Annotated in this window: 13 protein-coding genes; 6 read left to right on the top strand and 7 right to left on the bottom strand. The window is 63.5% G+C overall.

The features are described 5' to 3' along the window. Positions 1–4 precede the first annotated feature (4 nt). Positions 5–880, top strand: coding sequence for an EamA family transporter (locus JFN91_RS12900; protein WP_199389604.1), 876 nt, complete (start codon positions 5–7; stop codon positions 878–880). Here the strand turns inward: JFN91_RS12900 and JFN91_RS12895 are convergent. The 4 genes from JFN91_RS12895 to JFN91_RS12880 form a co-directional block, all read right to left on the bottom strand. Further along, on the bottom strand, positions 877–1,815 hold the full coding sequence (locus tag JFN91_RS12895) for a carbohydrate kinase family protein (protein WP_199389603.1): 939 nt from the start codon (positions 1,813–1,815) through the stop codon (positions 877–879). The genes JFN91_RS12900 and JFN91_RS12895 overlap by 4 nt on opposite strands. 234 nt (positions 1,816–2,049) lie before the next feature. After that, positions 2,050–2,511 (bottom strand): RrF2 family transcriptional regulator, encoded by a 462-nt coding sequence (locus tag JFN91_RS12890; protein WP_199389602.1) that lies wholly within the window; start codon positions 2,509–2,511, stop codon positions 2,050–2,052. Between the two features lie 9 nt (positions 2,512–2,520). Next, positions 2,521–4,005 (bottom strand): SLC13 family permease, encoded by a 1,485-nt coding sequence (locus tag JFN91_RS12885; protein ID WP_236015122.1) that lies wholly within the window; start codon positions 4,003–4,005, stop codon positions 2,521–2,523. 14 nt (positions 4,006–4,019) lie between these two features. Continuing rightward, positions 4,020–4,823, bottom strand: coding sequence for a hypothetical protein (locus JFN91_RS12880; RefSeq protein WP_199389601.1), 804 nt, complete (start codon positions 4,821–4,823; stop codon positions 4,020–4,022). Between the two features lie 400 nt (positions 4,824–5,223). On the opposite strand from JFN91_RS12880, the gene JFN91_RS12875 reads away from it, so the two are divergent. The 5 genes from JFN91_RS12875 to JFN91_RS12855 all read left to right on the top strand — a co-directional run bounded on the left by JFN91_RS12875 (position 5,224) and on the right by JFN91_RS12855 (position 12,582). Next, positions 5,224–5,661 (top strand): VOC family protein, encoded by a 438-nt coding sequence (locus JFN91_RS12875; RefSeq protein WP_199389600.1) that lies wholly within the window; start codon positions 5,224–5,226, stop codon positions 5,659–5,661. A 29-nt stretch (positions 5,662–5,690) separates the two neighbouring features. Beyond that, positions 5,691–7,010 carry a putative sensor domain DACNV-containing protein gene (locus JFN91_RS12870; protein ID WP_199389599.1) on the top strand — a complete coding sequence of 440 codons (1,320 nt, stop codon included), beginning with the start codon at positions 5,691–5,693 and terminating at the stop codon, positions 7,008–7,010. Positions 7,011–7,165: 155 nt separating this feature from the next. Continuing rightward, complete coding sequence (locus tag JFN91_RS12865) at positions 7,166–8,827, top strand: mucoidy inhibitor MuiA family protein (RefSeq protein WP_199389598.1); 1,662 nt, start codon at positions 7,166–7,168, stop codon at positions 8,825–8,827. Between the two features lie 46 nt (positions 8,828–8,873). Next, a complete protein-coding gene (locus JFN91_RS12860; RefSeq protein ID WP_199389597.1) occupies positions 8,874–11,921 on the top strand; it encodes a BamA/TamA family outer membrane protein in 3,048 nt (1,015 codons plus the stop codon). A gap of 58 nt (positions 11,922–11,979) precedes the next feature. Beyond that, positions 11,980–12,582, top strand: a complete 603-nt coding sequence (locus JFN91_RS12855) for a short chain dehydrogenase (RefSeq protein WP_199389596.1) — start codon at positions 11,980–11,982, stop codon at positions 12,580–12,582. A 239-nt stretch (positions 12,583–12,821) separates the two neighbouring features. Here the strand turns inward: JFN91_RS12855 and JFN91_RS12850 are convergent, their stop codons facing one another. From JFN91_RS12850 to JFN91_RS12840, 3 genes are all read right to left on the bottom strand, one after another. Further along, on the bottom strand, positions 12,822–13,346 hold the full coding sequence (locus tag JFN91_RS12850) for a hypothetical protein (protein WP_199389595.1): 525 nt from the start codon (positions 13,344–13,346) through the stop codon (positions 12,822–12,824). A 66-nt stretch (positions 13,347–13,412) separates the two neighbouring features. Continuing rightward, a complete protein-coding gene (locus JFN91_RS12845) occupies positions 13,413–15,233 on the bottom strand; it encodes a chitobiase/beta-hexosaminidase C-terminal domain-containing protein (protein ID WP_199389594.1) in 1,821 nt (606 codons plus the stop codon). Positions 15,234–15,660: 427 nt separating this feature from the next. Next, positions 15,661–17,649 (bottom strand): response regulator, encoded by a 1,989-nt coding sequence (locus JFN91_RS12840; protein ID WP_199389593.1) that lies wholly within the window; start codon positions 17,647–17,649, stop codon positions 15,661–15,663. Between the last annotated feature and the right edge of the window lie 32 nt (positions 17,650–17,681).

Below are 17,681 nucleotides of genomic sequence, written 5' to 3'. Positions count from 1 at the left end.
GATCATGACAACCGACAAGAACCGGCACCTTGTGCGCACCTCCCTCATCACGGCGATCGCCCCCTGCATCTGGGGCAGCACCTACATCGTGACCACGCAGATGCTCCCCCCGAACCACCCGCTCACCGCGGCACTGCTGCGCGTGCTCCCCATCGGCCTGGTCATGATCGCCTTGCAGCGCCGCGCGCCTACTGGGGAGTGGTGGGGCCGGCTGTTGTTCCTGGGGCTTTTGAATATCGGCGTGTTCCAGGCGCTGCTCTTCATTGCCGCCTACCGGCTCCCCGGCGGGGTGGCCGCTACCGTGATAGCGACCCAGCCGCTGGCGGTCATCGTGCTCTCCCGGCCACTCCTGAACAGCACCCCCACGCGCCTTGCCTGGATCGCGGCCGGCACCGGCGTCGTAGGCGTCGCCCTGCTGGTGCTCACCCCGGCCGCCCGGCTGGACGCCATGGGCCTCGCGGCTGCCTTTGCCGGCGCCGGCTGCATGGCCCTCGGCACGGTCCTCACAAAGCGCTGGGCTGCAACACCGCTTCCCATCGCCGCCTTTACCGGGTGGCAGTTGGTTTTCGGGGGACTGTTCCTGCTTCCCTTCGCCCTGTTCTTCGAGGAGCCGCTCGCGGCTCTTAGCGTCAAGAACGTGCTCGGCTACGCCTACCTGGGTGTCTTCGGCACCGGCATCACCTACATGATCTTCTTCTGGGGGATCCGGCGCCTGCAGCCCTCCGCGGTCTCGCTGCTGGGGCTGTTGAGCCCGGTCATGGCCACGGCGCTCGGTTTCCTGGTGCTGGGGCAGAGCCTGACGCCCCTGCAGATTGTGGGTGGGGTGTTGGTGTTGTGGAGTATCTGGGCGGGGCAGCGGCCTGCGCCGGCAAGGCGCTAGCCGCGACGTTCGAGGAACTGCTGAAGTTGGTCCAGGGTGGGTAAAGCGGCGCGGCCGCCCAGGGCTCTCGTGTTCAAGGCGCCCAGCGCCGCGGCGTAGCGGGCAGAGTCTTTCAATGACAGCCCACGCGCGAGGCCGAAGAGGAAGCCGCCGTGGTAGGCGTCGCCTGCGCCGGTGGTGTCGATCACCTGCTCCACGGGGTAAGCCGGCTGGTGCAAAATCTCGCCGTCACGGGTCAGCAGGACACTCCCTCGCGTTCCGCTGGTGACTCCGACCACCCGGGGGCCGTACTGCAGGAGGGCCTGTGCGGCCTGCCCCGGTGAGGAGGCCCCGGTGCAACTCGCGGCGTACTCCTCGGCGACGATGCAGATGTCCACCAGCGGCAACAGTTCCACGTGCTCAGGCCGGAAACGGTGCGAACCGCCGTCAAATGAAACCAGCACCCCGGCATCCCGCGCCATCCGGGCAGCCTTGAGGCAGGCCTGCCAGTGCCGTCCGTTCAGGTGCAGGATCTTTGCGGAGCGAATCATCTCCTCAAAAGGGGACAGGCACCTGCGGAGCCAGTCCCCTGCAGGGGAGAGTTCAGCGGAGGTTCCCGGCGCGAAGGTGATGGCGCGGGCGCCGTCGCGCTTTCTGACCAGGACGGTCGCCTGAGAAGAGGTGCTGCCGGCGTCAATGACCATGCCCGCCGTATCGACACCTTCCGCATCTAGTTCGGCCACGATCATGCGGCCGATCAGGTCGCCGCCAACAAGATCCAGCATCGCGCAGCGCGCCCCCAGGCGCGCCAGGGCTACCAGCGCCGTCGCCACCGGCCCTCCCCCCGCCAGGGCCGAGGCATGCGCCCGCTGCACCAGTTCCCCTCCCGGCAGTTCATCCACCACCATGAGCAGGTCCATAGTGCAGACACCCAACCCGACCACGTCGTATTTCATAGCACCGCCTTTAGCTGTGTAGTCATTGGGCCAACCATTCCTCGAAGGAGGGGACTGGCTCCGCCAGGTGCCTGTCCCCCTTGACCTTGGAGGGGACGGGCTCCGCGAGGTGCCTGTCCCCCTTGGGCTTGTGAAACCTGGTTGAGCAGAAAAGAGCGTTCCTGGTGAGCTGAAAAGAGCGTTCCGCTAGAGGGACAGGCACCAAACGGAGCCTGTCCCTTCTGCAGCTCGCTCTCAGATGCAGAAATCCAGCACGTCCTCTTGGCGCGCCCCCGCCTCGTCCATCTTCTTAATCACGTCCGCCAGCGTGGTCCCGTCCAGGATCCGGGCCATCTCGTCGCGCACGTCCTTCATGACCAGCCGGATGCCGCAGGTCGCCTCGTTGCCGCACTCGGTGCACCTGGCGTAGGCCATCTCGCTGACGCAGGGGACCGGCGCCAGCGGCCCCTCCATGATCCTGATCGCCTGCCCGAAGGTGATCTTCTGGGGCGGCCGTCCCAGGTAGTACCCCCCGCCCCTCCCCTTGCGGCTCTGCAGGATGCCGCTGTTCTTCAGGTTGAGCAGGATGTTCTCCAGGAACTTCTTGGGAATCCTCTCGTCCCGGGCCAGGTCCGCGATGAGGATCGGCCCCTGGTCGTACTTCCGTGCCAGGTATATCAGGGCCTTCAGGCCATACTTCGTCTTCTTGGATATCATGCTTTCCTCTTATATATTCAGCCCGAGCACGGGCCAAATGAACACGACGCTACCCATGAACAGCAGCCACGAGATCGCCATCACCACGGCGCCGGCCACGATGATGTCGCGACTCTTGAGGTATCCCGAGGCGTAGGCGATGGCGGTGGCCGGGGTCCCCATGGGAAGGCAGTAGGCAAGGCCCGCCGGGAGCGCGATGGAGAGCGTCATCACCTTGGGGTCCATCCCCGTAGTCTGGCACAGCCCCATGCCGACCGGCATCAGGATCGCCACCACCGCCGCATGGCTGATGCACTCGGTGACCAGGATCGCCACCAGCGAGATGACCGCGATCACGGCCAGCGGTGCGTGCGCGTGGTCGCCCATCCCTTTTTTCACCACCCACACCGCAGCGCCGGTCTTCTCAAGGGCCGAGGCGAGCGCGATGGTGCCGCCGTACATGAGGATGATGCCCCAGTTGACGTACTCCTCGATCATCTGCCAGGAGATCACCTTGAAGGTGAACAGGGCGGCCGCCCCCAGGATGGCGATGGCGGCCAGGCCGGTCTTCTCACCAAGGAACATCCAGCAGGCGACGGTGACCGCCATGACAAGCGCGGTGAGGATCTCGTCGAAACTGATCTTCCCCATTTCCAGCCGCTTGCCGTTGAGAAATTTAAGTCCCACTTCAACATCGTCCAGGTCCGGCGGGAAGAATTTGAGCAGTATTGCGAACCCCAGCACCAATAGCGGCAGCACGATCATGCAGGCAGCGGTGGACCACTCGATGAAGGTGAAGTGAAGACCGGTGGCCTCCCGCAGCAGCCCGGCAGCAAGCGGTGCCCGGGCACCGCCCAGGAAGGTGGCGATGCCGCCGATGATGCACCCCCAGGCCATGGACATGAACAGCAGACGCCCGAAGTTGCTCCTCCCCTTCTCCAGATGCAAGGCGGTCGCCAGTTCGGTCACCACCGGAAAGAGCATGGCCGCGACGGCATGCTCGCTCATGATGAAGGAGAGAAACGCCGAGAGCAGGAAGACCGTGAGGGCGAGCCGGGTCGGCGTCCTGCCGAAGCGGGCCAGCATGGCGCGGGCGATACGTGCGGAGATGCCGGTGCCGGTAAGGGCGGCGGCGAGGATGAATGCGCCAAGGATGAAAAAGACGGACTCGTTGCCGAACATGGAGTAGGTCTTCTTGGCGTCCATGATACCCAGAAGCGGCAGCATCACCATGGAGAGGAGCGCGGTGACCGCGATGGGGAGAAGCCCGGAGATCCAGAAGAACACGGTGGCGCCGAAGAGCACCAGCGAGCGGTACCCCTCGACGGAAAGCCCCTCGGGCGGGGCCAGGCGGATCAGGAAACCGATCACCAGGGCGACGGCGGCCATCACCTGGTAGCGCGCGGTGCGGTCCAGCACGATGAGCCACAGGGGGCGGTTGTCGATTTTTAGCGGTTTGTCCAGGAAGTGCTTAGATTCCATCTGTTGGCGGGTGCCCTCGTTGCTCGATTTCATGACCGGATCCCTAGTTAGAGCCCGGAGGATTCGTAAGATTCTGCCACTTCTTTCACCCGCAGCAAGCGCCGGAGATCGGAACCGGCCAGGAGCCTGCGGTCTTCGATGCTGTCGATGAAGCCGCGCAGGATCCCTTTGGGGGCAGCGGGCACGAGGGGAGTGAGCAGAAAAATGAGAGGCAACAACGGCTTGATAAGCGCCCTCTTCTGCTGCCAGCCCCGCTGCAGATGCTGGAAAACCCTGGTGAGCTGCTCGGTGGGGAGCGCGGCGGCTGCGCTGGTCACTTGCACCAGCGGCACGATGTCGCGCTCCAGCAGCGCGTCGATGCCGGCCACGGTGGCGCCGGGAGGCTCGCACCCCGCGTCCAGCGACGACACCACGGACCAGCGCGGGAAGACGGCCCGGGCGTAATCGAGCGAGTGCAGGCGCTCCTCGAAATGCCAGCCGGACTCCCTGGACCGGGCATGGTCATAGGCATGCAGCGGGATGTCGAGGATGTCGACCCCGGCGGCGTAGGCGCGCTCCACGGCCTTTTGCGAGGCGCAGAAGTCCACCCTCCCCACCAGGTAGGCGTTGAAGTTTTTCTTGATCAGCCGGGCCAGGTTTTCAGCTTGGGCGAAGCGCTCTTCGTCGCCGAAGGTGAGGTGAAAGAGCGCGGCGTTGCTTTGATAATGGCTGTCATACAGCGTCTCTATGGTCTGCCGTTCCGGGAGATCCCCTCCCACGTAGAAGACGTTGGCTTCCCGCCGCAGTTGGTCGGGGGAGTATGGGGCGGGCCGGCCGACGAGCTCCCGTATTTTTCCCTGGTCAATCTTCATGGGTACTGCTCCCTCTGGCAATCCAAGATACATCACGACGCTGTGCGATTTTAGCCACCATACGCAAACAAACCAAAACAGTCAACAAAAAATACTCCATTACCCACCATCATACTAGACTTTTAAAAAAGAATATAGTTTCGGTTAGTTACGCCAGCAGGGAAGGTAAGGCGCTGCCATTTCACCCTTTCCGTCGACACATTCCGGCCCGGGCTGAAGAACTGAATCCATTCTCATTGACTTGCCGTCACGGACGCGCTATAGAAAGTGAGCGCCACGACAGCCGGCAACGGAGGGTAACCAGTTGGAGATACTACGTTGCGCAACGTTCGAAAGGTTGTTATCCTCATTAACAATTCACCCCCCTGCTGTCGCACCTGCGGCGGCCGACAAGGCTCTCATGATATCTCGCATCGATCATCTCAACATCGTGGTACGCGACCTCGAAGCGGCCACCGCCTTTTTCGCGCTGCTCGGCTTTACCCCCGGCATCAGTTCCGGCCTCGACACCGATTTCCTGGAAAAGTTGACCGGCGTGCGCTGCGCGGGAGGGAGGTTCACCGCCCTGCACCACCCCGGCTCCGACCTTTCCATCGAGCTTTTGCAGTTCGACGCCGGCGGCGAACCCGATGCCGGTGTCGGCATCGCCAACCGTCTCGGCCTGCGTCACCTGGCCTTCGCGGTCACCGACATAGAGGCCGAGGTGGCGCGGCTGCGCGGCAGCGGGGTGCAGTTCATCGGCGAGGTGCAGGTCTGGCAAAAGACGGGGAAAAAGCTCATCTATTTTCACGGGCCGGAAGGGATCCTGCTGGAACTCGCCCAGTACCCGAACCAGTAACAAACCAACCACGAGGGCTGCCGCCGGCCATGCCGATCAAGAACAAGACCCCGCGCCACCTGGCCGAATTCGTCTGCAACGAACTGCGCAAGCGCAAGGCGGTGGTGCCGGACGACCAGGTCATCATCGAGCTCATGGAGACCATGTACTACTCCAGCCTCCGCACCGAGGAGTCGGAGCCGGTACTGTTGCACATGGTCTTTCTCGACCCGAGCCAGCCCGACCCGAAGCCTCCGCGCAACCCCGCCCGGGACCGCTGGAGCTACATCCCCTTCGCCGACCCGATCCCCTTCACCGTCTCCAACGTGGTCAAGATCGCCAAGTCCACCGACCTGCGCACCTCGTCTTTCGTGGTCTGGCCGGACCAGTTGGACCAGCTCTACATCTGGGGGCTGGTCGACCAGCAGAACCGTTTCCACAAGTTCCTGAACCGCTCCGCCGAGGTCGAAGTGGAGCGTCCGGGCGTATTCCAGGCCAGCGTCGAGGGGATCGGCATCATCGCCGTCTACATGCGCTACGAGAAGGTGGCGGAACTGAGGGTCAACGAGGTGATCCGCCACTCGCTGGACCTGTTCCGCGAAGGTCCGGTGCGCGAGCTTTTGGCGTCGGGCATCGAGCGCTTCGTGCAGGGGGTGCGCAGCCACATCCCCGATGACATCTACCAGGCGCCGGGGGTGGGCGACGAACTGCACGCACAGCAGTGGATCTCCGTGCTGTGCAGGATCCTGCTCAGGATCCAGAAGATCAAGAACGGCGGCGCCATCCTGATCACGCCGCAGATCACCCCTGACGACCTCAACGTGAAGTACGGCATCAACTACGACCGACTGCCGACCTCGCTGCAGTCCAACGCCGTCACCAAGATCAAGTCCGACTACCTGGAACGGCACCTGCTCGGGCACGGCGAGGCGAGACCCAGGGAACTTTCCGCGGACCAGTTCCAGCAGTTGCGACGCCTGGAGAAGGAACTGCGGGCCAACAAGAACGAGATCGACGGTGTGATCTGGTTCATCGCCCTGTTGACGCGGGTAGACGGGCTGGTGGTGATGGACCCGAACCTGGTGGTGCGCGGCTACGGCGTCGAGATCAAGAACTGGCAGGAGCCGGACCGGGTCTTCATCGCCACCGACCGCATGGGGAGCGAGGCCAAACTGCGGCCGGTCAGCTACAACCACTTCGGGACCCGCCACAGGTCGATGATGCGCTATTGCTGCCAGAACCCCGGCAGTCTCGGTTTCGTCATCTCCCAGGATGGCGAGGTGCGGGTCATGACCATGCTGGGCGAACGCCTGGTGATGTGGGAGAACATCAAGCTGAAGTACTACAGCTACGCCTCCAAGAAAAAATAAACAATCAGCAATCTTGCCGCTCCTAGCGCTACATGGGCCCAAGCGTCCCCCCCTTTTGCGAAGGGGGGACAGGGGGGATTTTGCTGCTCCACAACCAAGAGCAATCCCCCTAAATCCCCCTTCGCAAAGGGGGACTTCAAACACCCGAGGTTCCTATGAAAATGAGGATGCTGTCCCTCTCCCTGTTGCTGTTCCTTAGCTCGTCGCTCGCCCTCGCGGCGCCGACCACGACGCAGACCGCGCCCTCGCGGATCACCGCGGTGACCGTCTATGCCGACACCGCCCAGGTAACCCGCCAGGCGAGCGTCGCCCTGAAGGCGGGGACCAACCTGGTGACGCTGGAAAACCTGCCCCAGCTCATGGCGGAGGAATCGCTCAGGGCCGAGGGGAAGGGAACCGGACGCGCCCGGATCGCCGGCATCACCGTGAAGAACGTGTTCCTGGACCGCAGCAAGGATCCGCGGGTGCGCGAGCTCGAGGATGAAATTGCCCGGCTGAACCGGAAGGTGGAAGCGATCGAGGCGCGGCGCAAGGCTTTGGGCGCCCAGCGCGCCTTCGTCGATTCCATCCGGGTCGGCTGGGGGGAGCGCATCTCCAAGGAACTGGGCCTTGGCAAGCCTACCGCTGCAGAGCTCTCCGAGGCGGTCCGTTTCGTGGGTGACAACACCGGCAAGATCGAGGAAGAACTCTATGACGCCGAGGCCGCCCAAAAGCCGCTCCAGGAGCAGATCGCGGCACTCAGGAAGGAACTGGCGCAGTACCGGGCGGAGCCCCAGAAAGAAGTACGCTCGGTCCAGGTGGCCATCGAGGCTGAGCGCGACATGAAATTCGATCTCGAGCTCAGCTACCTGGTTGCCCAGGCCAGCTGGCTCCCTGCCTATGACGTGCGCCTGGCACCGGACGGCAAGGAGGCTCTCCTCACCTACCGCGCCCAGGTCTGGCAGAAGAGCGGCGAGAGCTGGCAGCAGGTGAAGCTCACCCTCTCCACCGCGAGCCCGGCGGCCGGCGGCGGCGCACCAGAGTTGACTCCGTGGCACATCTCGTTTTACGAACCTCCGCGCCCCATGCCGTACCTCTCCCGCAAAATGGCAGTCGGCGCGGCCGCACCGGCCCCGGCGCCCGTACAGGAGCCGACCTTTGGAGGCGCCCCCGCCGAGGATCGCATGGAACCGGCCGGCTTTGTGCCGGCGGAGGTCGCCCAGGGACAGACCTCGGTCCAGTTCCAGGTGGCGCTGCCGGTTGACGTAGCCACGGACGGCACCCGCGCCACCAGCGTCATCGCCGCGGAAACGGTTCCCGTCACCCTGGAATACGTGACGGTGCCCAAGCTTTCCCCGCGGGTCTATCTCAAATCCACCGTGATCAACCGCACCCCCTTCCCGCTCCTGGCGGGCGAGGCAAGCATCTTCAACGACGCCACCTTCGTCGGCAAAAGCCATCTGAAGACGGTAGCTTCCGGCGAAGAGTTCGACCTTTACTTCGGCAGCGACGACCAGGTGAAGGTGAAGCGCGAAGTGGCACGGGTCAAGAAGAAAGGCGGCATCATCAGCGGCAGCAGCGTCACCTACCACGTCACCATCGACGTGGAAAACTTCAAACAGCGCCCGGTCACCGTGTTCCTCAAGGACCAGCAGCCGCTGCCGAGTAACGCCGAGATCAAGGTCGCGGTGGAAGACGCCGCTCCGAAACCATCGGAGACGAAGGAAGACGGGACCCTGGTCTGGAAGGTGGAACTCGCTCCGTCCGAGAAGAAGAAGGTCTCCTACGACCTCGTCATCGAATACCCCAAAGGGAGGGAACTGGTCGGGCTCGAATAGCCGACCTCCGCCGCCCGGACACCTCAACCGTTTGGAAGGGAGTTGCATGAAATCGTTATGTCTTGCCGTCGTTGCACTGTTGTGCCTGGTATCCGTCTCTCATGCCGCAAAGTTCGACACCTCGTTCCGGTACTCCACCGTTGAAACGAAGCACTTCGCCATCCACTACCACCAGGGACTGGAAGGGGTGGCCGGCAGGGCCGCCGGGATGGCCGAAGATATCTACGACAAGCTGACTGGGGAGTTCCAGTGGCGACCGGCCGAAAAGACACAGGTGGTGCTGGTCGACGACAGCGACTTCACCAACGGCCTGGCCATCACCATCCCCTACAACACCATCTACCTCCAGGTGGTCCCCCCCGGCGTCTCCTCCACGCTCGGAGAGTACGACGACTGGCTCAGGACGCTGTTCACCCACGAGTTCGCGCACATCGTTTCCGCCGACCCGGCGCGTGGCTACTCCAAAGTGACCCGCACCATCTTCGGCAAGCCCCTCCCCTGGATGGATCCCATCTCGGTCGTGCTCTTCCTGGTGACGGCCCCTCCCAACACCTTCCTGCCGCGCTGGTGGCACGAGGGGATGGCGACCTGGGCCGAGACCAAGTACACCGGCCAGGGACGCGGCAAGAGCAGTTATTACGACATGATCTTCCGCAGCGCCGTCGCCGAGGACAACCTCCCCACGGTGGACCAGATCAACGGCGATGTGCCCGACTGGCCCTCAGGGCATCTGCCGTACATCTACGGCTACCGCCTGCAGCGCTACATCGCCGAGACCTACGGCAACGACCTCGCCGGCAGACTCGCCCTGGGGCACGCGGGACGCTTCCCCTACACCATCAGTGGCCCCGCCAAGGAGAACTTCCAGGGCAAGACCTACCGCGAGGTGTACCGGGACATGATCGCATCGCTCAGGGACGAGCAGTCCGCCCGGATTGCCGTCCTGTCCCGGCAGCCCTTCACCCCGCTCACCACCGTCTATGACCAGGGTGAAAATCTTGCGTCGCCGCGTTTCTCGCCTGACGGCAGCCGCATTGCCTTCACCAGGCGCGACCCGCGCGACCATACCACCGTCGTCGTTACCGATGCCTCCGGCCGCAAGGTCACCGAGTTCAGGCGCCAGTTGTCGGACGGCAGCCTGAGCTGGTCCCCCGACGGCAGGAGCATCTATTTCACCCAGGCCGAGGTAACCCGGGGCTTTGACCTCTACCAGGATCTCTACGTGCACGACCTGGAGCGTGACTGCACCAGGCGGATCACCAAAGGCGAGCGCCTGGGCGAGGTCCAGGTCAGCCCCGACGGCAAGTCCTTCGTGGCCGTTGCCAGCAGTCGCGGCAGTCAGAATCTGGTTTTGCTCACCGCCGACGCACAGGTTAGCAAACCCGTACCCCTTACCGCCTATTCCGAAGAGCGCGTCTCCGGCCCGCGCTTCTCTCCCGACGGTCGCGCCATCTGTTACGTCCTCACCGACAACGCGGGGACCAGCAGCCTCAGGATCTACGACCTGGTGCAGAAAACCGACCGCCCCCTGTTGAGCGCCGGCAACACCCTCGCCTACCCAGCCTGGGCTGCCGACGCATCCGTCATCTACTACGTCTCCGACGAAACCGGCGTATTCAACGTCTTCGCCTATGACCTGCGCGACGGCAAGAGCTACCAGGTGAGCCACCTTTTGACCGGCGCGCTGCAGCCCGAGCCCGCGCCGGACGGGAGCCGTCTGCTGTTGGCCCGGTACACCTCGCGCGGCTTCAAGATCGTCCAGATGCGTCTGGACCGCAGTGAGTGGCGCGTGCAGCGTGGTCCCTCCCTCCCCCTGACCCGCGCCCTCCCCGCCGCCGCGTCGCACCCTGCCGGTGCCCCGGCAGTCGCCGCAGCCTCCGCAGCCTCCGCAGCCTCAGCAACACCGGCAGCATCCCCTGCCGCCGCCGCTGCCTTATCGCCTGTTCAGTCGGTTCAGCTTTCCCATGCTTCCCAGGACTCCCAGGATTCCCAGTCCTCCCAGGCTTTAAGCACTGCCGCCGGCTACACCCCCCTCCCCACCCTACTGCCGCGCTTCTGGCTCCCCCGCCTCTACGTCGACGGCCCCAAGGGCACCGTGGTGGGCGCCTTCACCGCGGGTGCCGACGTTCTGGGCTACCACAGCTACGCCGTCAGCGCCGCCTACAGCAACGAACGCAAGCGGGGCTACTACAGCCTCCTCTACAACAACGACTCCTTCTACCCGACCCTCACCCTGCAGGCGCACGCCGAGCCCTTCCTGTACGCGAACCTGTACCAGAACGGCAACGACTACTGGGAGTTGAACCAGGGCGTATCCGTGCAGGCATCCATCCCGATCAACCGGCTCGAATCCCGCTACCGCCTGCTGGCCGGTTATGAAATCGTCGATCAGAAGGCCCTCAGCGCGCTGAGCCCTGACGGGACCCTCTACGGCGTCCCCGTGTTCCAGGGGCGGCGCGACAACGTCTTCGCCGGGATCGACTTCGACGACGTGCTCAAGTACCCCTACTCGGTCAGCTCCGAGGAGGGCAGGCGCGTTTCGCTCCTCTACCGCTACTACTCGCGCGACCTGGGGAGCGACATAAACCTCTCCGAGTACAGCGCCACCTACGAGGAATACCTGCGCCTCCCCCTGGCCTCGCCCCGGCACCAGGTGCTCTACCTGCGCCTTTCCGGCGCCCTCGCCGACGGCGACCTGCAGTTCGGCCAGGAGGCCTTCCAGATGGGCGGTCCCCCCTCGGACCTGAACAAGTTCCCGCTGCGCGGCTACCCGGTACGCTCCATGGCCGGCAAGTACATCGCCACCGGCACCCTGGAGTACCGGGCTCCCATCATGTACCCGCTGCGCGGCTACGGCACCGTACCCGCCTTCGCGGAGAAACTGCACGGTGCGCTCTTCGTCGACGCCGGCCAGGTCTGGGACGACCGCAGGTCCTTCCACGGCGACGAGACCCGCGTCGGCGCCGGCTTCGAGCTGCGCGCCGACGTCACGCTCGGATACTGGGTCAAGGTGACTCCGGCGCTGGGATACGCCCACGGCTTCAACAAAGGCGGGGAAGATCAGATATACTTCACGCTGTACCTCGGTCTCTAGCCGGGCTTGGCCCGTCGAGCCCGGGGACGCCACAGCGCCAACACGGGAGGACAGGCTTATGAAGATCATAGTGGTAGGAGCGACGGGAACCATCGGCAAGGCAGTGGCCAAGCTTATGGCGACCGAACACGAGGTGGTCATGGTCGCCTTCAGAAGCGGTGATCACCGGGTCGACATGTCCAGCAAGGAGTCCATAGAGAACATGTTCAGGGAGGTCGGGCAGTTCGACGCCCTGGCCTGCGCAGCCGGCGTGGCGCACTTTGGTCCGCTGGCCGAACTCTCCGACGAGGACTTCCAGACCGGGCTGTCGGGAAAACTCATGGGACAGGTAAACCTGGTCCGGGTGGGGATGAACTACATCAACGACAACGGCTCCTTCACCCTCACCAGTGGGGTGTTGAGCCATCAGCCCATGCCCGGGAGCACCTCGATCAGCATGATCAACGCGGGCCTGGAAGGTTTCGTGCGTGCCGCGGCGCTGGAGCTGCCCCGCGGCATCAGGATCAACGTGGTGAGTCCTCCCTGGGTGAAGGAAACCCTGGAAGCGCTCGGAATGGATAGTTCCGGCGGGATGCCCGCCCAGCAGGTGGCCCAGGCATACTGGTCCAGCGTTCACGGGACACGCAGCGGCGTCGTCATCAACGCAAAAGATTTCGCCTAGCAGTAGTTAGCCTATGGAAAACAGGGCGGCCGCTCCCGAAAGGGACGCGGCCGTTTTTATTGCTTCGCCCGGGTCTGGATTCCCCAAGGTTCCCCCTCTCCCTCTGGGAGAGGGGCAGGGGTGAGGGCGCCGCGATCTGCAAGCACACTCCTGATCAGCACCCCTCACCCGCCCTGCGGGCACCCTCTCCGAGAGGGAGAGGGAACACGATCTAAGCCGTGCAGAGCCGCTGCCGCGCATCAGGACGCCGGCTTTTGCTCCGGTTTGGGCTTGTTCTTTTCGTGCAGGTACCGGTGCAGATCCTCAAGCGAGGCGGCCTTGCCCAATTGCGCCAGCATCTCCTGCTGATCGATCATGTTCAGTTTCTTCACCAGGGCAGCCTCGATGTGCCCCCCCACGTGCAGCGTATTGTCCACCACCTGCGGCGGCTTCTCCCCCCGGTCGCCGACGATATAAAAGAACTTGAGATGCGGGTTGAGACGCATCGCCTCCGGAAGCACCGCGCGCAACATCTCCAGCGGGACATTCTTGCCGATCCAGACCGCGCAGTTACTCTGCTGGTCCGTCACCCACATGTTCTTCGCCGGGATGACGCATCGATATACCTTTGTTTCAATCAGAGTGGCCAACTCGCGGCTTTTGCCGGTATCCGCAATCTCGACGATATAGCCCAGGCTCTGTGCGGCCCATGATGGAACGGGGTGGACCAGGACGATGCTGACTAGCAGCGAGCCGAAAACCAAGCGAACGAAGATGGCAAGCATAATTCCCCCAAAGCCGTATGAGATTGGGGCGACCTTGTCGGTCGCCCCGGAAAAAAACAAATCGGATTACATAATGCCTATTTTCAGGTTCCGCTCGGTGGCGCGGGAGAAGTTGTGGCACATGGAGCAGTCGATCATCCTGGAGCCAACGTGACCGCTATGGACGGAGGCCCACCCCTTGTTGGTCCTCTGCGAGTGGCACTGAACGCAGACAACGGACTCGGCAGCCTTGAGAGCGTACCCGAGGGCCGGGAGGTTGACCCGGGTGGTCGTGCCATGGCAATCGGTGCAGGCAAGCACGTTGCCGGTCGCAGGCGGAATCTGGTGGTTCAGCAACTGCAGTTCGTCGGTGGTTACGGTCGTGTAAGGGGTGGTGCTAGGCAGTCCCATATAGACTAAACCGTCCTTGACGGCCTGATCGTAGTTGCCGGTAGCGAAGAAGGTTGCGGTGGAAAGGGTAACCAGCTTGCCGTTAGCAAGCGCCTGGCTGGAAGTCTTGTACTTGAACGGGAACAGTTTGGTGCCGACCGGGTCGTTGATTGCGCCGACTGGACGGGAAATCTTGTAGGCGCCGGTAGCTGCGTCGAGGGCGGCGGCGTCGAAGGCGTTGTTGCCCCAACTGGTGCCGTTCCAGAAGGCATACTTCGGTAGAAGGTCGTTGGCCTTGGTCGGCGTCGGTTCGTAGCGGTTCAAGGTGGCGTTCCACTCGCCGACCTGCCAGTTGCGATGCGTCTCGGTGGCCTCGGTGTTTGCGGTGTCGTTGGCGTTTTTGGCGTATGTCGGGAGGTGGCAGGCCTGGCAGGCTACACGACCCACATGGTGACTGGTGTCGTAGGTGGTGTGGCTGGTGGTGAGGCTGGTTTTGGTCGAGTGGCACAGGCTGGTGGCGCAGGACACTTCAACGGTGCTGTCCTCGGGGCGCAGATCGGTACCGCGACCGGCCACGCGATGGCTGGTGTAGGTATGGCAGCCCTGGCACTGGATGTTGCCGCCGGAGCCCATGGCCATGTGGGTGTCGTAAAGGACGTCAGAGGTGGTGCCGGAAGCGAGGGCGATGTCGCCGCGCTTGACGGCGTCGCCGCCGCCGGCCTTGGCGTGGCAGCCCAGGCAGTTCTTGCGGGTCGGCTTCTGGCCGGCCTTTTGTACCACGAGGTTCATGTCGAGGCCGGCAGCCGGCTCGAACAGCCCGGTGGTGGCGTTACGCACGCGGCTGTAGGGAGCGTTGGTGGCATCGGCGTGGCACATGAGGCAGTCGATGGAGGCGAGCTGGGCAGCGGACGGGTTGCCGGTGGCGACCGGCTTGGCGCCGGTACCGGCATGGCAGGCGCCACAGGGGCCCCAGTTACCCTGGATGTTGATGCAATACGCGTTCAACGCGGAAGAACCGTCGGTGGCGTCGATCTTGCCCTGGGTCGCCGGACCGGTGGTCATCTCGGCTGCGGATCCTTTCCACTGGTAGTGTACGCTCTGGTACATGGCTTGAGCCTGACTGGTGTGGCAGGAAGAGCACATGGCGTAGCCGGTCCAGGTCAGGGTGGCGTGGGTAGAGGTGGGGGTGCCGATGGTGTAGGTCTGGGACTTGACGGTCTCCAGATTGCCGGCGGTGTCCTTGGAGAAGTACTTAAGCGTCTTGGTGCTGCTGATGGTCAGGGGAGCAGTGTAGACGGGCGAACCGGTGGTCGGGGTGGTGCCGTCGGTCGTGTAGTAGGTGGTGGCCGGCTCGTTGACCGTCAGGGTCACGGTGACGGCGCTGGCGAAGGTGCCCCCCAAGGGCGAAGCGGTGGTGACCGGTGCGGTCTTGTCGGTGGATTTGCCCGCCATCGCTACCGGCACGGCAAGTGCCAGGAGCATGGCGAGGCAGGTGAGTACAGCTAACAGTTTTTTCATCTTTGCTACCTCCTTTTGAGTGATGCTGAGGGAAATATCCCACCCATTGGGGTAAACCACTCAGCTTGACAACGGTGTACTGCTGCGGATTTCCATGCACCACCAGGATCAGGTCTAAAATCTGGCAGTGATATCGAGCCATTAACCACCTCACCGCCAAGCCTATCTATGGTAGTTTCACCCAGGCGATGGGCAGTTAACCCCAATATCAGCATCAACCGTTCCACTCAAAAATCGGATTATCAGAATATAAAACGAAAAATCCACCCCCGGTCCTGAGGGTGGATTCAGTAAAAACTTCTTAGAGTCACGAGGTTAGCTGAACGAGTCTGTCCAGCCGAAGTCGCATATTCCCGCATAAATTATGCGAAAATAAAATAAGAATAAATTATTTTAATGCAAAAACCCCTTATCACGGGTGGGGCATTTAACGCTCCAGCACCTCGCGCACCTTGCGCAGCAGTTCCATCGGCTGCACCGGTTTCATGATCAGTTCGACCCCTTCCTTCATGCCACGGCTCTGAATGAAATCGGCAGTATAGCCGGAAGTGAACAGGACCTTGGCCCCGGGCTGGATCTTCTTGATCTCGGCGTAGGCCTCGATGCCGTTCTTTCTGGGCATGATGATGTCCATCAGCACCAGTTCTATCCCGTGCTGTTCCGCCTGGAAGCGATGGACCACCTCTTCGCCGTCTTCGGCCAGGATCACCTGGTAGCCGTGCCTGCTCAGCACCATGTCCACCAGGCTGCGCACGTTGGGATCATCCTCGGCGACCAGTATGGTCTCGGAGCCCGTCTGGGGCACGCTCTGCTGGCCGAGCACCGGTTGCAGCGCCGCCCCACCCTCGACCAGGGGAAGTTCGATGGTGAACACAGTCCCCTGCCCGGGGGTACTGCTCACCGAGATGCTCCCCTTGTGCTGCTGCACGATGCCGTACACGATGGCCATGCCCAGGCCGGTCCCCTTCCCCACCTCCTTGGTGGTGAAGAACGGTTCGAAGATCCTGCGGCTGGTTGCCTCGTCCATCCCCTCCCCGCTGTCGGCGACGATGATGACGGCATGCTTGCCGGCGGCTGCTCCGTGGGCGTAGCTGCTCCCCTCGCGCAGTCCGGTGGCTATGGTGAAGACACCGCCCCCGGGCATGGCGTCGCGGGCATTAGCCGCCAAGTTGACCAGCACCTGCTCGATCTGGGCCAGATCGACCTGCACCGGCAGCGGCTCGGGCAGTATCTCGGTCTTGACCTGGATATCCTCCCCGATGATGCGCCCCAGGAACTGCTCGACGTGGCGCACGATCTCGCCCAGGTCGCAGCGCTGCGGGCTTATGGCCTGCTTGCGGCTGAAGGCAAGCAGCCCACGGGTCAACTGCGCGGCGCGCTCGGCGGCGGCCGAGATCTGCTCCGCCAGTCCGTAGTGCACGCTCTCCGGGGTGAGATCCATCTTCAGGATGTTGGCGTAGCCGGCGATGACGGTGAGGACGTTGTTGAAATCGTGCGCGACCCCGCCAGCAAGCTGTCCCACCGCCTCCATCTTCTGGGCCTGGCGCAGCTGCTCCTCCATCAACTGCCGCTCGGTCATGTCGGTGATCGCTCCCGACATGCGCACCGGCTCCCCCGCCTCGTCCCATTCCGCCTGCCCCCGGCAGCGAACGGTCAGATATTCCTCTTCCCTGGTCCTCAGCCTCAGCTCCAGGTCGAAGGGCGTCTGGCCCAGGAAGTGAGCGCACAGGGCGTCCTGGACCTCGGGCTGATCGTTGGGGTGCAGCCGTGAAAAGAAGGTCTCCGGGCGGTTCACCAGCTCGTCGTCGGCGAAGCCCAGGAGCTCCTTCCAGCGGGGCGAGTAGTAATAGTCGTTACTGACCAGGTCCCAGTCCCACAGGCCGTCACTGGTGCCGCGCACCGCGCGCGAATAGCGCGCCTCGTTTTCCACCAGCCGTTCCAGGTGCTCCTGCAGTTCCCGGTTCGCCTCGGACAGCTGTGCGGTGCGCCGCTGCACCAGCGCATCCAGGGAATCACGCTCCTGGCGCAGCGCGTCCTCGGAGCGCTTGATCCTCACCATCGCCTTGATCTGCGCCACCAGTTCCGCCTCGTCGAAGGGCTTGGAGAGGAAGGCGTCGGCACCGCACTCGAGCCCCATGACGCGGCAGGCAGAGTCGCTTCTGTGGGCGGTGACCAGAATGACCGGGATGTGCTGGGTCGCCGGGGAGGCCTTCAGGCGCCGGGTAGCCTCGAAGCCGTCCATGCCCGGCATCTGGATGTCGAGCAGGATGGTGTCCGGCGCCTCCATCCCGGCGCGGCGGATGCCGTCCTGCGCCGACTGCGAGGTGATCAGCTGCGCCTCGGGGAGAAAGGCCTTCAAAAGCGCGCTCAGGGTGAGCAGGTTGTCCTGGTTGTCATCGATGGCAAGAAGCTTCATGCTCAATGGTTCCTTTCGGGATGGCCGCTGCG

Source organism: Geomonas anaerohicana, from assembly GCF_016458305.1.
GTDB lineage: Bacteria > Desulfobacterota > Desulfuromonadia > Geobacterales > Geobacteraceae > Geomonas > Geomonas anaerohicana.
The sequence above is the reverse complement of the archived record's forward strand: the minus strand, read 5'-3'. Positions and strand labels throughout refer to the sequence as shown.

Bases quoted from the DNA above. Each gene is read 5' to 3' on its own strand.
- JFN91_RS12900 (WP_199389604.1), top strand. From the start codon at position 5: ATGACAACCGACAAGAACCGGCACCTTGTGCGCACCTCCCTCATCACG.
- JFN91_RS12895 (WP_199389603.1), bottom strand. From the start codon at position 1,815: ATGAAATACGACGTGGTCGGGTTGGGTGTCTGCACTATGGACCTGCTC.
- JFN91_RS12890 (WP_199389602.1), bottom strand. From the start codon at position 2,511: ATGATATCCAAGAAGACGAAGTATGGCCTGAAGGCCCTGATATACCTG.
- JFN91_RS12885 (WP_236015122.1), bottom strand. From the start codon at position 4,005: ATGAAATCGAGCAACGAGGGCACCCGCCAACAGATGGAATCTAAGCAC.
- JFN91_RS12880 (WP_199389601.1), bottom strand. From the start codon at position 4,823: ATGAAGATTGACCAGGGAAAAATACGGGAGCTCGTCGGCCGGCCCGCC.
- JFN91_RS12875 (WP_199389600.1), top strand. From the start codon at position 5,224: ATGATATCTCGCATCGATCATCTCAACATCGTGGTACGCGACCTCGAA.
- JFN91_RS12870 (WP_199389599.1), top strand. From the start codon at position 5,691: ATGCCGATCAAGAACAAGACCCCGCGCCACCTGGCCGAATTCGTCTGC.
- JFN91_RS12865 (WP_199389598.1), top strand. From the start codon at position 7,166: ATGAAAATGAGGATGCTGTCCCTCTCCCTGTTGCTGTTCCTTAGCTCG.
- JFN91_RS12860 (WP_199389597.1), top strand. From the start codon at position 8,874: ATGAAATCGTTATGTCTTGCCGTCGTTGCACTGTTGTGCCTGGTATCC.
- JFN91_RS12855 (WP_199389596.1), top strand. From the start codon at position 11,980: ATGAAGATCATAGTGGTAGGAGCGACGGGAACCATCGGCAAGGCAGTG.
- JFN91_RS12850 (WP_199389595.1), bottom strand. From the start codon at position 13,346: ATGCTTGCCATCTTCGTTCGCTTGGTTTTCGGCTCGCTGCTAGTCAGC.
- JFN91_RS12845 (WP_199389594.1), bottom strand. From the start codon at position 15,233: ATGAAAAAACTGTTAGCTGTACTCACCTGCCTCGCCATGCTCCTGGCA.
- JFN91_RS12840 (WP_199389593.1), bottom strand. From the start codon at position 17,649: ATGAAGCTTCTTGCCATCGATGACAACCAGGACAACCTGCTCACCCTG.